Here is a 20,428-nt window from a genome sequence, read left to right on the forward strand (position 1 = left end):
CCGGTCCGATGACCGCCCCACCGAGACTTCAGTGAAAATTCCTTGCCGGGCAAGGGATCGGCGTAGCCTGGGATGGTGGGACGCACCCGGTCGCGCCGGTGTGGGGACGTGCGGGACCTGGTGGGATGGGCGTGGGATGCCGGCTGATCGGGTGGGGGAACCCGTATGCACACCGTCGAGGTGGAGAGACTCGCCGCGTTCTTGCGGACGTTCAAGAACCGCACGGAACGCAGCTATGAGGCATTGGCCAGACGAACCGGAGTGAGCAGTTCGAGCCTGCACCGCTATTGCACGGGCACGAAGATTCCACCCGACTACGGTTCGATCCAGCGATTCGCCAGAGAATGCGGCGCGACCCAGGACGAGCTGCGCGAGCTCCACCGGCTGTGGGTGCTGGCCGACGCCGTCCGGCGAGGACAACCAGAACCAGAACCAGAACTCGCCGAACCGCCTGCGGAGCCACCGCCGTCACGGTCCCGCCGCCGCCGGCTCACACTGATCGGTGCGGCGGCGCTCGTGCTCGTGACAGGCGGCGTGACGGTGTTGCTGCTGAGCTCGGGCGGGCAATCCGAGCCACCCGCGGTGCAAGGCCCCATGTTGCTGTCCTCCGCCTGCCCGCCTGTCATCGGCATGGGCCAGCACGACGAGTGCGTGCGGGAGGTTCAGACCCTCCTGCACCGAGCCGGAGCCAAGATCTCGATCGACGGCGACTTCGGTCCGCAGACCCTGCGCCGGGTCACCGCGTTCCAGGTGCTCTCCGGCCTCCAACCACGCGGCGTGGTCGACGAGGCCACCAAACGGGCGCTCTACGACCAGAAGGTCAGCATGGCCGGCTGGTCGCCGCAGGAGGTCGAGCGGCGCATCCGTGAGGTCTTCCCAGAAGAGCCGGACCGGGCGGTCGGCATCGCCCGCTGCCAGTCGTTCCTCGATCCGCTGCACGTGCTGACCAACACCAACGGCACCCGCAACTGGGGCGTCTTCCAGCTCTCCGACCGGCTCCTGACGGAGTTCGCCGGCACCCAGAGGCAGGCGTACGACCCCGAGTGGAACATCCAGGCGGCACGGCGCGCGTGGAGCAGGCACCAGGACTTCCGCGACTGGGAGCACTGCGACCAGCCGTTCCGCAGCAGCGCGCCGCCACCGAGCGCCTCAGGGTGACCCGGTCGCGCCCAGCTCCTGGCGGACGGCCCCGGCCAACAGCTCACGCGCCCGTTCGAGCGGTAGCGATCCGCTGTGCCAGCGTTCGCTCAGCCCCTCGACCAGGGCGGTGAGCCGTTCGGCCGCGGCTGACGCGTCCACGCCGGGATCTGCCTCGCGGACCAGGGCCGCGACGTCATCGTTCCACGCGCGAGTGGCCGCGTCGAGGGCCTCGCGCAGCTCGGGGTGGAACACGGCGCTGGCCCGCAGCTCACCCCACGCCACGCTCGTCTCACGCACCTGCGGGGTGTCCTGCAGCTCGCCCAGCAGCATCTGCTCGACCCGCTGGCGCGCATCTCCGTCGCGAGGCTCGGTGTAGACCTGCGCACGGTGGTTGACGTGCTCCAACGCCGCTCGCAGGATCCCCGCGCGGTCCTTGAAGTGGTAGTAGATCAACGCCGTCGACACCCCGGCCTCGGCCGCGAGCTTCTCCACGCGCAACCCGCGCACACCGTCCTGCGCGATCACCCGGACAGCGGCCTCCAGCATCTGGGTCCTGCGCTCAGACAAAGCTCACCTCGGTTGTTGCTGCGTCGTGCAGTGGATGCCACCGCCACCGGACGCGATGCCGTCGATGTCGATCTGCACCACCGTACGGTCCGGGAACAACCGCGCGAGCGTCGCCTTCGCCGCCGCGTCCGCCACCGGGTCACCGAACTCGGGCCCGATCACCGCCCCGTTGCAGACGTAGAAGTTGATGTACCCGGCGGCGAAGTCCTCGTCCTCGACACGGGTCCGCGACGGCCCTTCGATCACCTCGACCCGCAACGGCCTGCCGTGCACGTCCGTGGCGCCGCGCAGGATCTCCAGATGGCGGCGCGTCACGTCGTAGTCGAACGACTCGGGGTCGTTGTCCAACCCCGCCACCACCACGCCGGGACCGGCGAACCGCGCGTAGAAGTCGGTGTGGCCGTCGGTGATGTCCTTGCCCGCGATACCGGGCAGCCAGATCACCTTCCTGATCCCCAGCAACCGGGCGAGCTCCTCCTCGACCTCCTGCCTGGACCAGCCGCGGTTGCGGTTGTCGTTGAGCACGCAGCTCTCGGTGATGATCGCCGTGCCCTCACCGTCGACCTCCAGCGCGCCGCCTTCGAGCACCAGGTCCGTGCTGATCGCCTCGATGCCGGCCTTGTCGGCCACGAACCGCGCGATCTTCGAGTCCCGGCTGTGCCGTTGCTTGCCACCCCAGCCGTTGAAGTTGAAGTCGACCGCCGCGCCGTTGACGAACACCGGGCCGGTGTCGCGCAGCCACAGGTCGTCGAGCTCCGCGGTGACCAGGTCGACGCCGGGGGCCAGTTGACGGGCCAGCTCCAGGTCAGTGGCCGGTACCAGCATCGACACCGGCTCGAACCGGGCGATCGTGGTGGCGATCCGCGCCAGGTCCTGCTTCACCCGAGGCGCCAGCTCAGGGCCCCAGATCCGGTCCGACGCCGCGAACGCCATCCACGTCCGCTGATGCGGCCGCCCCTCCTCGGGCATCACCCAGGTCCGGGAGTCACCGGCCTTTTCGGTGCAGCCGGCGAACAGACCGCTCACCGCGGCCGCCGCCGACTGCACGAACGCGCGCCTCTTCATGGACCCAAGGTAATCCTGACTAAAATTTCAGTCAAACCGTTTCGCCTGTTCAGGCCGGATGGGTCTGCCCAGCGCACGGCCACCATCGCCTTGTTCACGGGCCGGATGCGGATCTTGATGCCGTCGCCGGTGAACGTGAACGCCGTGACCGCCGCCTCCTTGCCCGCCAAACGGAGCAATCAGGCTGAATGGCGGGAGCGACACCGTCCTGACACGTCGCCCGGAATTCGGGTAACGGTTCTGCTATTCGCGACGACTTCCGCACGGACCGACTACGCGAAAGCAGGTGGCCAAATGCCGTCCATGCGCGATGCCGAGGACAATTGGCGGAAGATCCCTTACACCACAAAGCGCAAACTGCGCGTCATCTCGTTCAACGAGGACAAGGTCGACGTCAAATACAGCGGCAACGGTGCGTGGGTCTATCTGGAGGGCATGGTCGTGACCCTCGACAAGGAATACGACGCCCACATCACCGTCACCAAGTCACCGGTCGGTGACCTGCGCACGGACAGCGATCCGTGGGAGCTGTGCCACCTCACCCTGACCCGCGCCCACAACAACCACGTCTTCTACAAGTGGAACGAAAGAGAACAGAACTTCACGACGACCAGTGAAGTCCTCGACCAGAAGGGCAAACACCGCTCCGCCAAGGACCACTTCGGAATCGAGGAGTCCCAGATCAACGATCCGAAACTCGTCAGCGCCATCAAAGACGACATGGCCGTCATCTTCCTGAACCTGGTCTGATTCAGCGACGCTTTCCGGCACCTGCCTGGTTCCAGTGCACCGGCCGGTCCAACACGGCGGGCAGTTTCGTCCGAGCACTACCACGAGCCGCGTTGACCTGAGGCTGCGTCAGGAACAGGCAGGTGCTCAGATCCGCACCCGCCAGGTCCGCGCCGCGCAGGTCGGCGCCGATCATGTCCGCCCGCGACAGATCGGCGTTCGTGAGGTCCGCCCCGATCAGGTACGCGCCCCGGAAGTCCGCGTTGCTCAGATTCTTGTTCCTCATCCGCGCGCCGATGAGGTCCGCACCCCGGTACGACTTCGCACTCGCCCGCAGCCGTTCGCTGGTACGCAGCAGCAGCACGTTCACCTTCGCCCGGATCTCCGCGACGTCCAGCTCGAGGATGTCGTCCGGGGCCTGGACCGTGTGCCGCTCGACCTCGGCGTACGCGGCGTCGAGGTCGGTGTGCGGGTCGAGGCGCCGGGCCTCCGCGAGGTACCAGAGCAGCTCGTGCAGCTGCCGCACGACGGGGAACACCGCGAACATCTTCTGCCGCTCACCGGTGCGCCAGTCGTTGCCCCGGAACACCGTCTGCGACACCCGCTGACCCGCACCGAAGCAGTCGTAGACCGTGCAGCCCGGATAACCCTTCTGCCGCAACTGGTCGTGGATGCCGCACCGGTGATCGGCCAGCAGGTTGCGGCACGGCGTCCCGGCATCCTTGGTGGCCGCGAAGTCCGCCGACTTCGCGAACGGCAGCGCGACGCAGCACAACCCGAAGCAGTTGGCGCAGTCGCCCTTGAGCTCGTCCATCGTGATCAGCCTACTTCGCCGCCCCCGCGCGCACGGCACGCAGTTCCGCCGTCACCTCGTCCAACTGCCGCTCCGCCCGCTCCGCACGGGTCAACATCTGCGCTCGCGCGTCCTCAACCGCGGTCAGCGCCTGCCGCACCGCCGCAACCTGGTCCACACCCTCCCGCCTGGCCTGCGCGAGCCGCGCGTCGAACTCGCCACGGGTGCGCTCCAACTCAGCGCGGGCATCGGAGGCGGTCTGTTCGGCACGCTCGGCGCGAACCACGGCCTGGTCACGGGCCATCGCAGCCCGGCTGACCGTGTCCGCGGCCTTCTGGCGGGCCTCTTCGACCTGAGCTGCCGCGTCAGAACGTGCCTGCTCAGCGGCCTGAACGGCAGCGGTCACCTCAGCCTTCGCGCCCTCGACCACCGCCTGCGCCTCGGACCGCGCGCGGTCGACCTGCGACTGGGCCTCAGCACGAACCTGGTCGACCTGGGCAGTCGCGTCGGCGCGGGCCTGTTCGATCTCCTTCGCCGCCTGCCGCCGCGCCTGCTCGGCGTGCTTGACCGCATCCGCCCGCGCCTGCTCCACCGCCTCGCCGGCCAGCCGCACCTTCTCGTCAGCCTCGGCCCGGATCTCCTCGATCAACGCCGCAGCCTGCACCCGGACCTCAGCCACCAGAGCCTCGGCACGTTCATCGGCCACCCGCGCCGCCTCCCGAGCCTCGTCCCGCTCGGTCAACGCCGTGTCCGCCGCGTCGTCGGCTTCCTCCGCCGCCCGCACCGCCTGCTCGGTCGTCTCCTCGGCAGCCTTGCGAGCCTGCTCCGCCTCGTGCCGGCGCCGCTCAGCAGCCGCCAGTTCGGACTGCGCCTCGGCAACCCGCCGCGCGGCCTCGGCCTCCGCGGCCTGGACCAAGCTCTCCGCAACGCTCGGGTCCGCCATCGCGTTGAGCTCGCCGACGGCCCGTCCGAGCGTCTGCGTCATCTGCTCGGACAGCACCCGGAAGCGGTCGAGGAGCTCTTCGGCCCTGATCTTGGACGTACCGGAGACCCTCGGGAGATTCGTCACGGTGACGACCTCCAGGTTTTGCTCAGGCTCCGCGGCCAGCCGTTGCCGCTCCCGCCACGCCCGCCAGCGCGTGTGCTCGGGCAGGTCGCAGTACTCCGAGGGCCTGCCCGGCCCGCCACCTCGAAAAACGGGGCGTTCACAGCCGGGGTAGTTGCAGCTCGTCTCCACAGCAATATCGTAGCAGAATTACGTGTTTAGTTACGTTATCCAACGCAACGCTACCCAATTGAGCGAGAAGGAGCTGACCTCCGATAAGTGAACGTTATCGGCGGTCAGGATCAGACAGTTGTCCCCTTCCGGACCATTGCGTTGCAGGGGGTGAGGCACAGCCGCATGCGCACGCGAACTGTCAGCGCACAGGCGGCAACCCCAGCCCCTGCGCGGTGGGTGGGACTGGGGTTGCCGCCTGTGCGCTGACACTCATTGCCGGATCAGCGGTCAGACCATGATCGCCACCAGTGCGCGGATGGTCGGTGCACGGAAGAGGTCACGCAGCTTCGGTGCGGGATGGCCGTGGGCGCGCAGGTGTGCGCTGATCCGGACGGCCAGCAGTGAGTTGCCGCCCAGCTCGTAGAAGTCGTCGTCCACACCCACGTCGACGCCGAACGCGGCACTCCACGCCTCACACAGCGCGGTCGCCAAGCCGTCGTCGCCGAGCGCACCGTCGCCGCCGGCACGCTCGGAGGTCGCACCCGTGGTGACGACCGGCGTGGGTAGACGGGACGGGTCCAGCTTGCCGTTGGTCGTCAGCGGCAGTGCGGCCAGCGGTGTCACGGTCGCGGGGACCATGTGCTCGGGCAGGATGCTCATAGTGCGTTTGCGCAGGTCAACCGGGTCCAGGTCGGCCGGCACGACGTAAGCGTCCAGGCTGGCCTGGGCGGTACCGGGGTGGCGGACCACGACGGCGGCGGCCCGGACGTCCGGGGACTCCAGCAGGACCGCGCGGATCTCGTCCAGCTCGATGCGGAAGCCGCGGATCTTCACCTGGCTGTCGATGCGGCCGAGGTGGTGCAGCGTGCCGTCGGGCAACAGCCGCCCGCGGTCGCCGCTGCGGTAGACCAGCCCGTCGGCGTGCGGGTCGGGCAGGAACCGCTGCGCGGTCAGGTCCGGGCGGTTGAGGTAGCCCAGTGCCACACCCGCGCCGCCCACGTACACCTCGCCGGGTGCGCCAGGGGGCAGCAGCAGCCCCTGCTCGTCCATCACGTACACGTGCCAGCCCGGCAGCGCGGGGCCGACCGACCTGGTCGCGGCCAGTGCCAGGCCGCGGTCGAGGGTCTGCGCGGTGACGTGCACGGTCGTCTCGGTGATGCCGAACATGTTCACCACCCGGCAGCCGGCGTGGTGGTCGTACCAGCGCAGCAGGATCCGGGCGTCCAGCGGCTCGCCACCGAACACCACCAGCCGCACGCCCACGCCGGTGTGGTCCACCTCCAGCAGCTGCGCGAACGCCGACGGTGTCTGGCTGAGCACCGTGACGTCCTCGGCGACCAGCAGGTCGCGGAACCGCTCCGGGTCGCGCGAGTCGGCGTAGGGAACGACCACCAGCCGGCCGCCGGTCAGCAGGCAGCCCCAGATCTCCCACACCGAGAAGTCGAACGCGCTCGAGTGGAACCACGTCCACACCTCGCCCGGCCCCAGCCCGTACTCGTCGCGGGTGGCGTCCATCAACGCGATCACGTTGCGGTGCGGCACGACCACCCCCTTCGGGCGGCCCGTGGAACCGGACGTGTAGATCACGTAGGCCGCCGAGTCGGGCGAGCAGCCCTCGACGAGCCGTTCGCCCGCGAGGTCACCCGGTGCGACGACCGGGCCCGACGGGAACTCCGCCAGCGACGTCACCACCAGCACCGCACCGGCGTCCGTCGCGGTGTACTCCAGGCGCTCGGCCGGGTACGCGGGGTCCGCCGGCACGTAGCAGGCGCCGGCTTTGAGCACGCCGAGCAGCACGACCACGAGTTCCGCGGTGCGCTCCAGGCAGACGACGACCCGGTCTCCCGGCGCGACACCGCGGGCCCGCAGCCCGCCCGCCACCGCGTCGGACCGCTCGTCGAGCTCCCGGTAGGTGAGCCGCACTTCGTTGTCGCACAAGGCGATCGCGTCCGGGTCGGCCGCGGCGACGGCGCGGAACGCGTCGGGCACCGACATCGGGGTGGTCCGCAGCTCGACGGGTGACCGTCCCAACGCGACGATCGAGGCGACGACGTCGTCGGACAGCACCGAGCCGGAGTCGTGCGCGGCGACGAGGTGCCGGGCGAACTGCTCCACGACAGCCGGTGCGAAGTGGCTCAGCAGGTAGTCGCACCGCAGCTGCCAGCCGGCAGGAGCACGGCACAGCGTCACGGTCAGGGGGAAAACCGGTTCCTGACAAGGGACGTACTCGGCTCCGGGAATGTCCGGTCCCGAGTCGAACAGCATCCCGACCGCGTCGGAACCGCCGTACCACGCCACGACGCCGGCCAACGCCTCCCGCCACGCCGCCTCGTCGGCGTCCCCGGAGACCGGCACGAGATGGGTGGCCGCACCGGAACCGCCGCCCAACCCCCACTCCGGCGGATCGGCGACCTGCACGGCCGTCACCCCGCGCGACTCCCACCGCACGGCAACCGCCGGGTCGAGCAAGGCGGCGGCCAGCTCCCGCACGGGGAGGTCCCGCCGTGCCACGACCACCAGGTCCGCCGACCCCGCCGACCGCAGCAACACGCACCGCACGTCGGTGACGGGACGCGCCAACTCACCCGCCCGCCGCCGCGCCAGCCTGGCCGCGGGCACGTCCTCGACCCACAACCGGGCGCCGGTCAGGTCGCGCAACCGCCGCGCCACCGCGTCCGCGTCGACAGGCCCCGCCAACCGGACGCCCACCGCGTGCACCGTCATCGTCTTCCCCCCATCCACGGGTTCAGCGCGCGCTGAACCCGCCGTCCACCGTGAGCACCGAGCCCGTCACCTGCCGGGACTCGTCGGACAGCAGGTACACCACGGCGGCGGCGATGTCCGCCGGCTCGATGAGCGCGTTCATCGGCTGTGCCTGCACGAACGTCTCCTCGTGCTCGCCGACCGGCACGTCCAGCGCGCGGGCGATCTCGGCGAGCATCCGCCCCTCCATCGCCGCGTCGTCGCGCACCGAACCGGGGCAGACCGCGTTGACCCGGACCTTCATCGGGGCGAAGTCCAGCGCCGCGGCCTTGGTCAGGCCGACCACGCCGTGCTTGGCGGCCACGTACCCCGCGAAGTGCCGGTACCCCACCAGTCCCGCGGTCGAGGCGATGTTGACGATGCTGCCCGACCGCGCGGCGCACATCCGCTTGCCGACCGCCCGGATGACCCTCCAGGCCCCCGCCAGGTCGACGTCGATCATCAGCGCCCACTCGTCCTCGCTGATCTCGTGCACCGGCTTGCCGGAGGGTGCGGCGACTCCCGCGTTGTTGACCACCGCGTCGATCCGGCCGAACCGGTCGTGGGCGAGGTCGACGGCCTCCCCCACGGCGTGCGGGTCGCGGACGTCGGCGATGCTGGTCAGCACGCCCGCACCCGCTTCCCGGCACAGCGCGGCGGTGTGCTCGAGCTGCCCCGTCGTGCCGAGCGGGTAGGGCACGCCCGGCAGATCGGCGCAGACGTCCAGCAGCGCCAGGTCCGCACCTTCGGCCGCGCACGCCAGGGCGCACGCCCGGCCGAGGCCGCGGGCCGCGCCCGTCACCAGCACGGTCTTGCCCGCCAGCCTCATGAGTTGACCGTTCGATCGATCAACTCGGTCAGCTGCCGACCGGCCTCGGTGAGGTACATGTGCCCACCGGCGAGCTCCACCAGCTCGAACTCCGCATTGGTGGCGGTGGCCCACCCGGCCGCCTGCTCGGCGCTGACCAGCTCGTCGTGCGTTCCTCGCAGGGCCGTGACGGGGACGGGCAGCGGTTTGGACGTGCTGGGCACGTAGGTCTCGTGCATCTCCACGTCCGCGCGCAGCGTCGGCAGGATCAGCTCCCGCATCTCCGGGTCGTCCAGCGCCTCGTCGCTGAACCCCGCGAACTCGCGGACACGGGCCACGAACTCGTCATCCGACATCCCGGTGGCACGCCTGGCCCGCTGGGTGTGCGGCTCCGGGGACCCGCTGGCGAACAGCCGCAGCACCTCGACGTCGGACACACCGACCAGCCGGTGCGCCAGCTCGTAGGCCAGCACGGCGCCGAGGCTGTGGCCGAACAGGACCACGCGCTTGGTGTCGACCAGCGCGTCGAGCAGGCCGGGCAGCAGTTCGTCCACCGCGGCGCCCACCTCGCGGTGTGGCTCCTCCAAGATGCGGCGCTCCCTGCCGGGCAGCTGCATCGGCAACACCCGCCACGACTCGCCCGCGAGCGCCGACCACGGGTGGAAGAACGACGGGCCGGCCCCGGCGAAGGGCAGGCACACCAGCGCGGTCGGCTCGGCGATCCCGGTCATCGGGGCAGCCTGGTGTCATAAGCCACCCGCAGCGACCGCAGGCCGCGGCTGGTGGAGTTGTCGAAGATCCAGTCCAGCTTGTCGGGATCGTCCACCAGCCTCAGGCCCGGCAGCCTGCGCAGCAGGGTCGGGAACGCCACGGACCCCTCCACTCGCGACAGCGGGGCGCCCGCGCAGAAGTGCGCGCCGTGGCCAAACGCGAAGTGCCGGTTCGGCGAGCGGGTGATGTCGAGCCGGTCGGGGTCGGTGAACGCCTCGGGGTCGCGGTTGGCGGAGCTGAGCAGCAGGTGGACGAAGCTCTCCTTGGCGATGTCCACGCCGTCGATCTGCATGTCCTCGGTGGCGATGCGGATTGTGCCGCGGAACACCGGGGCCTCGAAGCGCAGGAACTCCTCCACGGCGCTCTCGGCGAGCGACGGGTCGGCCTGCAGCAGCGCGAGCTGGTCCGGGTGCTGCAGCAGCGCCTGGGTGCCGTTGCCGATCAGGTTCGCGGTGGTCTTGTGGCCCGCGATGATCAGCAGCACGAGGGTGGAGACCAGCTCGTCCTCGGTGAACACCTCGTCCTCGTCGGCGGCCCGGATCAGCTCGCTGACCAGGTCGTCGCCCATGTCCTGGCGGCGTTCGGCGAGCAGGTCCAGCAGGTATCGCTCGATCTTGTCGCTGGCGACCCTCAGCAGCGCGTTGCGCTCCTCGTCGGGGTAGGGCGCCTCGCTGAGCATCACCACGTCGTGCTGCACCTGCGAACGGTCGTCGTCAGGCACCCGCAGGAACTCGCAGATGACCCGCATCGGCAGGTTGTAGGCCAGCTTCATGAGGTCGACCTCGCCGGAGTCCGGCAGGTCGTCGATCAGCTCGTCGGTGATCTCCTGGATGCGCGGCCGCAACTGCTCCATCTTGCGCGCGGTGAACGCCCGGCTGACCAGCTTGCGCAGCCGGGTGTGGTCCGGCGGGTCGGCGGTGATCATGTTCTTGATCAGCACCGGTGACGCGTCGCGCAGCTGCTCCTGGAACCACGCGGGCGCGGCGTCGATCCGCTTGGACAGGCGGGGGTCGTTGAACGCCTTGAGGGTGTTCGCGTAGTCGGCCACGACGTACGCCTCGGCGCCCGGCGGGTGGTTGATCTTGTGCACGGGGCAGCCCGCGCGCAGCGCCGCGTTCCAGCCGTGCGGGTCGTCGCCGGGGTCGTTGAAGAACTCGGGCGGGAGCGTTTCCCGCTCGAGCGCCTCCTCCGGTGAGCCGGTCGTGTCACCTTCGAGTGCGGTCATGCCTTGGACTCCTCGAGCTCGCTGGGACGGCGCAGGTTGCGGATGGTCGGGGTCAGGGTGAGCAGCGCGGTCGGCGCGGCGACGGCGAAGATGAACAGGAACACGGCCGTGGGCCCGGCGTAGTCGAAGATCGTGCCGAGCAGGAAGATCCCCAGCGGCTGCACGATGATCGCCAGGAAGAACATCGCGCCCAGCACCCGGCCCTGGAGCTTGTCCGGAGCCAACACGGTCACGTAGGAGATGAACAGCGAACCGACGATCGGCGCGCGCAGGAACACGAAGCCGACGATCACGCCCATGACGATCAGCGGCGGGGTGAACGACAGCAGGATCGCGGCGACCGGGCCGACCCACGCGGCGTAGAGCATGATCGTGCGCGGCTTCAGCGTCTTGATCACCCAGGAGCCGATCAGCGAGCCGATCAGGCCACCGCCGCCCGCGAACGCGACGGCCGCGCCGGTGGTGGCGGAGCTCGCCTCGGCGCTGTGGGCGGTGGCGGCGATCGCGATGAACAGGCCGGTGTGGTTGAAGACCATGTTCGAGCCCATGACCCACGTGAGCAGCACGAGCAGGATCGGGTTGTGCCGGATGAACTTGAAGCCCTCCTTGGCGTGCCGCTTGCCGTCGTTGTCGGTGGCGGCCGGGGACTGCAGGGGCTTCTTGATGAGGAACAGCAGCAGCGTGGAGATCACGAACCCCAGCGCCGCGCCGAGGTACGGGAACGCCCGGTTGAGGCCGAACAGGAACCCGCCGATCGGCGGGCCGAGCAGCGTGGCGCCGAAGAACCTGATCTGGTTCTGCGAGATCGCGGTCGTCACCTGCTCCGGGGGCACCAGCGACTTGATGGCGGCGATGCCCGCGGGCTGGGACAGGCTCAGGAACACCGCCGACGCCATGGAGATGCCCAGCACCAGCGGGAAGGTGACGAAGTCGGAGGCGATGGCCAGGCCGAACAGGCCGAGCAGCACGACCCGCACCAGGTTGCACACCACCAGCAGGGTCTTGCGGTCGAAGCGGTCGGCGAGGCTGCCCGCCGGGATGGACACCAGACCGGCGACCACCACCTGGATCGAGGCGATCGTGCCCGCGTACAGCGCGGAGCCCGTGGTGGCCAGGATCAGCAGCGGGTAGGCGAACTCCGCTGTCTCCTTGGCGACCGCGGCGAACGACTCGCTCGTCCACAACGCCTGGAAGTTCGCGTTGCGGCGCAACGGGACCAGCGGCGGCGGGCTGCCGTCCTGGAGCCGGTCGGTCTCGGTGGGATTGCTGGTCATCGGTTCTCCCCTGTGCGAAGCGCTGCGCGCAGCCCGTCCGCGAGGTGGTGGACGTGCGGATCGGCGAGGATCGACCAGTGGTCGCCGCCGACGAGGTGGACCCCGACGTCGCTCTGGTAGACGCGGGACAGCCGCGCCCGCAGCCGGGCGGCGTCGCGGTGGTCGTTGCCGGCGCGGAAGAGCACCGCGGGGAACGCGGGCGGCCCTGGCCGGTACCGCAGCAGGGCGGCGATGTTGCCGACGAACTGCCGCCGGACCTGCGGTGCCCGGCGCACCAGCCGGCCGAACGGGCCGACGCCCAGCAGCGCGCTCGCCTGCGCCCGGACTCCGCCGGCCAGGTGGCCGAGGTCGGCGCCGACGGGGGTGCCGATCGCGGGGACGAAGCCGTCCAGGCAGACCAGCACGTCGACCTCGGCGCCGAGGCGCGTCAGCTGACAGGCCATCTCGTGGGCCACGGTCGCGCCGAAGGACCAGCCGCCGACCGTGTACGGGCCTTCGGGCTGCACCGCCAGGACGTGCTCGACGTGCTGCGCCGCCAACCGCTCCACCCCGGTCACCGGTCCCACGGGTTCCAGGCCGTAGACCGGGCGGTCGAGCAGGCCGGCGAGCGTCCGGTAGCCCAGGGCGGTGCCCATCGCGTCCGCGGCCAGGAACAGCGGCCTGCCGGGACGGTCCGCGCCGAAGGCCAGCACGCCGGCGGGCACCTCGGCTCGTCCCGGACCGACCAGCACCGTGAGCGCGCCGAACGTCGCGTCGCCGAGGAAGTCCACACTAGACACGGCGACCCCGGTGAGTTCGCGGACCTGGCCGAGCAGGTCGACCACCATCAGCGAGTCCCCGCCCAGGGCGAGGAAGTCGTCCGTCGCCGCCACCGAGGACACCCCCAGTGCGGACTTCCACAGGTCGGCGAGCGTGGTGCGGGCGGGCCGTCCGGTGATCTTCGTGGTGGGCCGGGACTCCTGCTCGACGTCCGGGCTCACGGCCGCGAACGGGTGCGGCGGCAGCGAGCACCGCAGCGTGGCCGAGTCCGGTGTCACGTCGAGGAGCGCGCCGTCAACGCCTCGTTCCCACAGCGCCGCTACGGCGCGCAGCAGGTCGCGTTCGCTGTCGACGCCGCCGAGCAGCGGGAGCGCGGTGTGCTCGGGGACCCAGTCCTGGTGCCTGCGCAGCGTGCTGATCATCGACGTGCCCGGCCCGAGTTCGAGGTAGGCGTCGTGGCCCGCGGCGAGCAGCGTCGCGGCTCCGTCGGCGAGCTGGACGCGGTGCAGCAGCTGCCCGACCCAGTAGTCCGGTGCGGTCACGGCGTCCGGAGCGGACCAGCCGCCGGTCTCGTTGGAGATCATCGGTACCCGCGGCGGGGCCGCGGACGTCCGGGCGAGTGCGGACCGCAGGGCCTCGGCGGCCGGGTCCATGGCGGGCGAGTGGAACGCGCGTCGCGTGGCCAGCTGCCGCACGTCCAGGCCGTGCAGGTCGTCGCTCGCCAGCAGCTTCTCCATCGCCGGCAGACCGCCGGAGAGCACCACGCGGCCGGGTCCGTTGACCGCGACGGAGACCTCCGCGTGCGTTTCGATGCGGCGCAGCACCTCGTCCAGGGGCGCGGACACCGCGGCCATCACGCCGGGGTCGGTCCGCCACATCGCGGTGGCGCGCTCGTGGACCAGGCTGGCCGCGTCGGCGGGCGTCCACACCCCCGCGAGCACGGCGGCGGCGTACTCGCCGACGCTGTTGCCGAACAGCGCGGCCGGTTCGACACCCCAGTCGCGCAGCTGCCGGCCCAGCGCGCAGCCCAGCGCGAACAGCCCGACCTGCTGGTGCACGGTGTGCTCGAACCACTCCGGGGCGCCGGAGTCGGTCACCACGGGCGTCAGGTCGAGCCCGTGCGCGGTGCCGACGGCGTCGGCGATCTCGTCGAACTGTGCGCGGAACCCGCTCAGGAGCCGGTGCGCGGCCGCGCCCGCGGCGTGCTTGAGCGTGCCCTGGCCGGGGAGCAGGAACACCGCCCGGCCCAGCGGACTCGGCAGCTGGTCGTGCCCGGCGTCGTCGTGCAGCACCCGGGCGGCGTCCGCGGTGTCCCGCGCGACGACGGCCCGCCGGTGCCGGTGGGTGCGCCGGTCGGCCAGGGTGCGGGCCACCTCGGCCACGGTCGAGTCGGTGGAGCGGAGCCGGTCGGCGAGCGCGCCGCGGATCCCGTCCAGCGCTTGCGGAGAAGCCGCGGACAGCGCGAGGACCCGGTGTCCCGGCGCCGCGGGCCGCGTCCGTTCCGGTGCGGCCTGGAGGATCACGTGCGCGTTCGTCCCGCCGACGCCGAAAGCGCTCACGGCGGCCAGTGGCACCCCGCGGTCCGGCCACGGCTGCGTCTCGGCCGCCACCCGGAACGGCGTGGAATCCAGGTCCAGCAACGGGTTGGGCCGGTCGTAGTGCAGCGTCGGCACTATCTCGCGGTGTTCGAGCATCAGCACCGTCTTGATCAACCCGGCCACCCCCGCCGCCGCGCCGGTGTGGCCGAGGTTGCTCTTGACCGCGCCCAGAAGGCACGAACCGGTGGCGGTGCCGCCGAACACGTCGGCCAGTGCCTGCACCTCCACGGGGTCGCCGATGCGTGTGGCCGTGCCGTGCGCCTCGACGTGGTCGATGTCCGCGGGGTCGATGCCCGCGACCTGCTGGGCGAAGTGCACGACCTCGCTCTGCCCCCGCAACGACGGCGCCGTGTACCCCATCTTGTCCGCGCCGTCGTTGTTGATCGCCGAGCCGAGGATGACCGCCGCGATCCGGTCGCCGTCGCGCAGCGCGTCCTCCAGGCGCTTGAGCACCACCACGCCCACGCCTTCGCTGGGCACGGTGCCTGCGGCCTGCGCGTCGAAGGGACGGCACCGGCCGTCCGGCGACAGGATGCCGCCCTGCTCGTAGAGGTAGCCCCAGTCGTTGCGGCCGGTCACGGCCACGCCACCCGCCAGGGCGGCGTCGCACTCGTAGCCCAGCAGGCTACGCACCGCCATGTGGGTAGCGGTCAGGGACGTCGAGCACGCCGTCTGCACGGTCACCGCGGGGCCGCGCAGGCCGAGCTTGTAGGCCACCCGCGTGGCCAGGAAGTCCTTCTCCAGCCCGATGACCCTGGACATCTCGCTCTGTCCGTCGTCGGCGGAGGTGGGGACGACGTCGGCGCCCGCGTACACGCCGATCCAGCCGGGGAACCGCACCGGGTCGATGCCCGCGTCGTCCACCGCCGCCGACGCGCACTCCAGGAACACCCGCTGCTGCGGGTCGATCCCGGCCGCCTCGGCCCGGCTGTAGCCGAAGAACGACCAGTCGAAGTTCTCCGACGCGGGGAGGTATCCCTTGGCGGGCACGAAGTCCGGGCGCGCGGCCCGGCCGGGGTCGACGCCGCGTGCCACCAGTTCCGCGGGGTCGAACCGGGTGATGCCCTCCACTCCCGCGCGCAGGTTCGCCCAGTACTCGGCGATGTCGCGGGCTTTCGGGTAGCGGCAGGCCATCCCGACGACGGCGACGGCGTTCGGTGACGTGCTCGGGGTCACGGTCGTCGTCCCCCGTCGCCGAGGTCGAGGTACAGGTGGTCCAGGCCGACGTAGGACAGGTTGGGACCCCACACCGCGGCGTTGTCCGCGAGCTTCGCGTCGGGGAAGCGCAGTGCGAACCGGCGCAGCACGGTCGCCGCCTCCAGCCGGGACAGCGGCGCGCCGACGCAGTAGTGGATGCCGTGGCCGAAGACCAGGTGCCGCTGCCCCTGCTCCTCGGCGGGCGGCAGGGCGAGCTCCTGCCCCGGCCGGTGGCCGTCGAAGAGCCCGTCGCCCTCCAGCGACACCAGCACCAGGTCGCCGCCCTGCAACCGCATGCCCGCGAACTCGAAGTCGTCGGCGACCACCCGGCCCACGTTGCGCAGCGGCGGACGTTGCTGCAGCACCGACTCGACGATCGACTCCACGACGCCGGGCCGGTCCTCGCGGACCGCTGCCCACAGCGCGGGATCACCCAGCACCGCGAGCAGACTGGAACCCAGCAGTGACGCGGTGGTCTCCAGGCCGCCGAACAGGAGCATCGCCCACGTCGCGGTGGTGCGGGCCCGGTCCTCGGGGGTGTCGCGGGGGAAGCCCTCGACGGCGGGTGCGCTCGCCAGCGCCTCCTCCATCTCCAGCATCACCCGGTGCGCCGCGGCGGCGTGGTCGCGCCGGTACATCGCGGCGATGAACCCCGACAGGGTCCTGGACCACCCGTGCAGCACCGACGGTTCCTGCGTGACGCCGACGAGGTGCGCCATCACCTGGCCCGACACGCCCTCGGCGACGGTGGGCACGACGTCGCGCCGCGCGTCCGCCGCGAGGTCGTCCAGGCACCCGTCCACGATCTCGGTGATGCGCGGCGCGAGCGCGCGCACCGCGGAGGCGGAGAAGAGGCGCTGCACGGGCCGGCGCAACGCGGTGTGCTCCGCGCCGTCGGTGTGCACGAACCACAGCCGCAGGAACTCGGTGAGCGCGTGGTACTCGCGCCGCGACTCCTCGGTCATGTACAGCTCGCCCAGCCGCTGCGAGGTGCGGGAGGAGAAACCGGGGTTGCCGAGGACCTGGCGGGCCAGCTCCGGGTCGGAGACGATCCAGCACTCCAGGTCGTCGTCCCACCGCATCCCGCGCACGTCGTCGCGCACCAGACCGGTCACGAGCGCGCGGCCTTCTCGATGAGCCGGCGCAGGCCGTCGGGCGTGGGCGTGTGCAGGAAGTCCCGCAGCCGCACGGTCACGCCCAACTCGTCGCGCACCAGCCGCATCAGCCGGACCGCGCCCATCGAGTTGCCGCCGACGGTGAAGAAGTCGGTGTCGGCCTCCAGGTCCACTTCCTGTTGCAGCGCACGGGAGAACAGGTCCGGGACCGGGCCCAGCGGGTCCTGCCGCACCGGCGGCGCCGCGGGCCGCACCCCGGCGGGCGTCGCGCCGGCGGCGAGCGCCCGGCGGTCGACCTTTCCGTTGCCCGTCACCGGAATCCGGTCCACCACGGCCCACAGCACCGGCACCATGTAGGACGGCAGGCGCTCGGCCAGCAGGTCGCGCAGTTCCTCGGTGCGCAGGTCGTCGCCTGCCGGGACCACCGCGGCGAGCAGTCGCTTGTCGGTGCTGTCGCCCTCCGTCGTCACGACGACCGCGTCGCGCACCCGCGGGTCGGCGGCCAGCACGTCGGTGATCGCGGAGAGCTCGACGCGGAACCCCCGCAGCTTCACCTGGTCGTCGCTCCTGCCGAGGAACCGCAGCCTCCCGGAGGTGTCGACGCGGACCAGGTCACCGGTGCGGTACAGGCGCTCGGGGACGTCCGGGGAGAACCGGCCGAACGCCTTCGCGGTCTGGGCCTCGTCGTCCACGTACCCGTCGGCCAGTCCGGCGCCGGCCGCGTACAGCTCACCGACCGCACCCGGCGGCACGAGTCGGCGCCGCTCGTCGAGCACGTGGACACGCGTGCCGGGCACCGGAGTGCCGATGGGCAACGGGCCGTCCACGTCCGAAGGCGCGGACACCGAGTACGTGGCGGTGAAGGTGGTGTTCTCGGTGGGGCCGTAGCCGTTGGTGACGACCAGGCCGGGGTGCCGCGCCAAGGCGCGCGCCACGTGGTCGTGCGGCACCACGTCGCCGCCGGTGAGCAGCTGCCGCAGCCCGCCCAGCGCCGCCGGTGCGAACTCCTCCACCAGCCGGAACAGGCCCGCGGTGAGCCAGGCGACGGTGACCCCGCGGTCGAGCAGGAAACCGCCCAGCTCGGTCGGCGAGGGGATGCCCGGCGGGTAGATCTCCAGCGCGCCGCCGCCCAGCAGCGGCCCCCACACCTCCAGGGTGGAGGCGTCGAACGCCAGCGGGGAGAGCCGCAGCATCCGCTCCCCCGGCCCCAGCGCCACGAAGTCGGCGTCGTGCACCAGCCGCACGACGGCGCGGTGTGGCACCGCGACGCCCTTGGGCAGCCCCGAGGAGCCGGAGGTGAAGGCGATGTAGGCGAGGTCGCCGGGCGCACCGGTGGCGGGTTCGCCGTCAGCGGGTGCCCACGACGGGTCCCACGTCGGGCAGACCGGGAGGCCGTGGCGCGCGACGAGGTCGGGTGAGGAGACCAGTGCGGCCTTAGCCCCGGCCTTGGCGACGATGTGGTCCACCTGCCTGGCCGGCTCGTTCAGGTCCACCCCGACGTAGGCCGCGCCCGTCCACGTCACCCCGAGCACGGCGACGATCTCGGCGACCGAGCGGTCCACCGCGACCAGGACGCGGTCGCCGTGGCCGACACCGAGTTCGCGCAGCCGCCGGGACTGTTCCGCGGCGGCGCCCACGAGCTGCGCGTAGGTCAGCTCGGTGTCGCCGTCGCGCACGGCCACCGCGTCCGGGGTGCGTCGCGCGGTGTCGAGGAACAGCTGGGCGAGGGTGGCGTCCGGGAAGTCCTGGCGGGTCGCGTTGAGCGCGTCGAGGACGCGGTGCCCGTCGCCGGACAGGCAGCGCAGGTCCTCGAGTCTGCCGTCCGCGGTGGCCAGCTCTTCCACGGCGGTGGTGAAGCCGGCGAGGAACGCCTGCGCGTCGGCGGCGTCCCAGAGGCTGGTCGCGTACTCCAGCTGCGCGCCCAGCGCCGGTTCGGACCGTCCGAAGAGGAGCGACAGGTCGAACTGCGCGCCGCCGCCGTGGCCCTCCTCCACCCGGATCTCCGCGCCCTCGGCCAGGACGCGGTGCGGCACGAGCTGGTCGTGCATGCCGAAACATGCCTGCACCAACGGATGCGCGCCCAGGCCGCGTTCGACCCCGAGCCGGGTGACGAGCTCGTCGAACGGCAGCGCGCCGTTGCCGATGCCGCGCGCCAACGACTCCTGCACGGAGCGCAGGAAGTCCGCCGGAGCCGCGTCGTCGTCCACGTCGATCCGGACCGGCACCAGGTTGCCCGCCACCGCGATGAGGTCGGCGAGTTCGGTGGTGTCGCGGCCGTACAGCGAGACACCGACCAGCAGTCGGCCGGCGCCGGTCCAGCGGCTCAGCGCCAGCCCGTAAGCGCCGAGCAGCAACGCGAACGGCGTGATGCCCAGCTCGCGCGCCCGGTCGGCGACCTGTGCGCTCAGGTCGGCGTCGAGGTCGAGCGGGACCCGTGCGCCGGCCGGGTTCTGCACGGCCGGGCGCGGACGGTCGGTGGGCACCTCCAGCACGGTGGGAACGCCGTCGAGGTGCTTGATCCAGAACTCCGCCTGGTCGTCCCACAGTCCTGACCGGCGGGCCTTCTCCTGCGCGCCGACCAGGGCTCGCATCGTGGGACCGGAGCCGGTGAACGGGGCGGGTGAGCCGGTGACCAGAGCGCTGTAGTGGGCGAAGGTCTCGTTGAGCAGCAGGCCGACCGCCCAGCCGTCGAGCATCATGTGGTGCGCGACGAGGACGACCGCCTGTCGTCCTTCAGGGTTGGACAGGTGCAGGTACCGCAGCGGCGGGGCCGCGGTGAGGTCGAACGGCTCCCGGCCGCGCTCGGCGGCGGTGGCGCGAACGAACTCGTCGAACCCTTCCGGGTCTCCGTCGTGCTCGACGTCGGCGATGACGGGCGTGGGCGCGTCGAGCACGACCGGCACCACCTCGCCGTCGTGCTCGCGGAACACGGTGCGCAGCGTGGCGTGCCGGGCGGCGGTCGCCGCGACCGCGCGCTCGAACACCGTCCGGTCCAGTGCGCCGCTGTCCACGAAGCAGGTGAAGACCAGGTTGTAGGTGGAGCCGCCGAGCAGCTTCTCCATCATCCACATGCCGCGCTGGGTGGGTGAGAGCACCGCCGGGGCGCCGGCGTCCGGCTCTGCCTCCGGCTCGGCGGCCCGTCCGTCCACTCCGACAGCGCCGCTCTCGGCGAGCACGGTCGCCAGCGGCGTGGAGGACAACAGGTCCGCCACCGACAGCCGGACGCCGAGTCGTTCCTGGGACAGCGCCGCCAGGCGCATCGCCAGGAGCGAGTCGCCGCCGAGCCCGATGAAGCTGCGGGTGGCGAAGCCCGCCACGTCGGTTCCGGGGCCCAGCACCGCCACCGCGTACTCGTCCAACGACATGGTTGATCTCCACAGCTCGGGTCGGTGGCGCGGATCGGCGCGCACTGGTTCGGTTCCGGAC

At 71.6% G+C, this 20,428-nt stretch carries 14 protein-coding genes; 2 read left to right on the top strand and 12 right to left on the bottom strand.

Features of this window, described 5'->3' with window-relative positions:
* The first annotated feature begins 165 nt into the window (after positions 1–165).
* Positions 166–1,158 carry a helix-turn-helix domain-containing protein gene (locus LFM09_RS18925; protein ID WP_414097794.1) on the top strand — a complete coding sequence of 331 codons (993 nt, stop codon included), beginning with the start codon at positions 166–168 and terminating at the stop codon, positions 1,156–1,158.
* Here LFM09_RS18925 and LFM09_RS18930 read toward each other — a convergent pair.
* The gene (locus LFM09_RS18930; protein WP_414097795.1) at positions 1,150–1,707 is read right to left on the bottom strand and encodes a TetR/AcrR family transcriptional regulator; all 558 of its coding nucleotides are present in this window, start codon (positions 1,705–1,707) and stop codon (positions 1,150–1,152) included. The genes LFM09_RS18925 and LFM09_RS18930 overlap by 9 nt on opposite strands.
* Positions 1,708–1,710: 3 nt before the next feature.
* Entirely contained in the window at positions 1,711–2,772 is a 1,062-nt protein-coding gene (locus tag LFM09_RS18935; protein WP_414097796.1) for an agmatine deiminase family protein, read from the bottom strand.
* Between the two features lie 144 nt (positions 2,773–2,916).
* On the opposite strand from LFM09_RS18935, the gene LFM09_RS18940 reads away from it, so the two are divergent.
* A complete protein-coding gene (locus LFM09_RS18940; RefSeq protein ID WP_414097797.1) occupies positions 2,917–3,522 on the top strand; it encodes a hypothetical protein in 606 nt (201 codons plus the stop codon).
* Position 3,523: 1 nt separating this feature from the next.
* Here the strand turns inward: LFM09_RS18940 and LFM09_RS18945 are convergent, their stop codons facing one another.
* The 10 genes from LFM09_RS18945 to LFM09_RS18990 all read right to left on the bottom strand — a co-directional run bounded on the left by LFM09_RS18945 (position 3,524) and on the right by LFM09_RS18990 (position 20,367).
* Complete coding sequence (locus tag LFM09_RS18945) at positions 3,524–4,315, bottom strand: pentapeptide repeat-containing protein (RefSeq protein WP_414097798.1); 792 nt, start codon at positions 4,313–4,315, stop codon at positions 3,524–3,526.
* A 10-nt stretch (positions 4,316–4,325) separates the two neighbouring features.
* Positions 4,326–5,531 carry a hypothetical protein gene (locus LFM09_RS18950; protein ID WP_414097799.1) on the bottom strand — a complete coding sequence of 402 codons (1,206 nt, stop codon included), beginning with the start codon at positions 5,529–5,531 and terminating at the stop codon, positions 4,326–4,328.
* A gap of 270 nt (positions 5,532–5,801) precedes the next feature.
* On the bottom strand, positions 5,802–8,237 hold the full coding sequence (locus LFM09_RS18955) for a non-ribosomal peptide synthetase (protein ID WP_414097800.1): 2,436 nt from the start codon (positions 8,235–8,237) through the stop codon (positions 5,802–5,804).
* Between the two features lie 22 nt (positions 8,238–8,259).
* The gene (locus LFM09_RS18960; protein WP_414097801.1) at positions 8,260–9,084 is read right to left on the bottom strand and encodes an SDR family oxidoreductase; all 825 of its coding nucleotides are present in this window, start codon (positions 9,082–9,084) and stop codon (positions 8,260–8,262) included.
* The gene (locus tag LFM09_RS18965) at positions 9,081–9,794 is read right to left on the bottom strand and encodes a thioesterase II family protein (RefSeq protein WP_414097802.1); all 714 of its coding nucleotides are present in this window, start codon (positions 9,792–9,794) and stop codon (positions 9,081–9,083) included. Before LFM09_RS18965 ends, LFM09_RS18960 begins: the two co-directional genes overlap by 4 nt.
* The gene (locus tag LFM09_RS18970) at positions 9,791–11,059 is read right to left on the bottom strand and encodes a cytochrome P450 family protein (protein ID WP_414097803.1); all 1,269 of its coding nucleotides are present in this window, start codon (positions 11,057–11,059) and stop codon (positions 9,791–9,793) included. The genes LFM09_RS18965 and LFM09_RS18970 overlap by 4 nt, the downstream gene beginning before the upstream one ends.
* A complete protein-coding gene (locus LFM09_RS18975) occupies positions 11,056–12,333 on the bottom strand; it encodes an MFS transporter (protein WP_414097804.1) in 1,278 nt (425 codons plus the stop codon). The genes LFM09_RS18970 and LFM09_RS18975 overlap by 4 nt, the downstream gene beginning before the upstream one ends.
* Positions 12,330–15,866: a type I polyketide synthase gene (locus tag LFM09_RS18980; RefSeq protein ID WP_414097805.1), complete on the bottom strand. Its 3,537-nt coding sequence runs from the start codon at positions 15,864–15,866 to the stop codon at positions 12,330–12,332. The genes LFM09_RS18975 and LFM09_RS18980 overlap by 4 nt, the downstream gene beginning before the upstream one ends.
* A complete protein-coding gene (locus LFM09_RS18985; protein WP_414097806.1) occupies positions 15,863–17,002 on the bottom strand; it encodes a hypothetical protein in 1,140 nt (379 codons plus the stop codon). Before LFM09_RS18985 ends, LFM09_RS18980 begins: the two co-directional genes overlap by 4 nt.
* Entirely contained in the window at positions 16,999–20,367 is a 3,369-nt protein-coding gene (locus tag LFM09_RS18990) for an amino acid adenylation domain-containing protein (RefSeq protein WP_414097807.1), read from the bottom strand. Before LFM09_RS18990 ends, LFM09_RS18985 begins: the two co-directional genes overlap by 4 nt.
* Positions 20,368–20,428 lie beyond the last annotated feature (61 nt).

The sequence above is a fragment of the Lentzea alba genome (assembly GCF_047445655.1).
Lineage (GTDB): Bacteria > Actinomycetota > Actinomycetes > Mycobacteriales > Pseudonocardiaceae > Lentzea > Lentzea alba_A.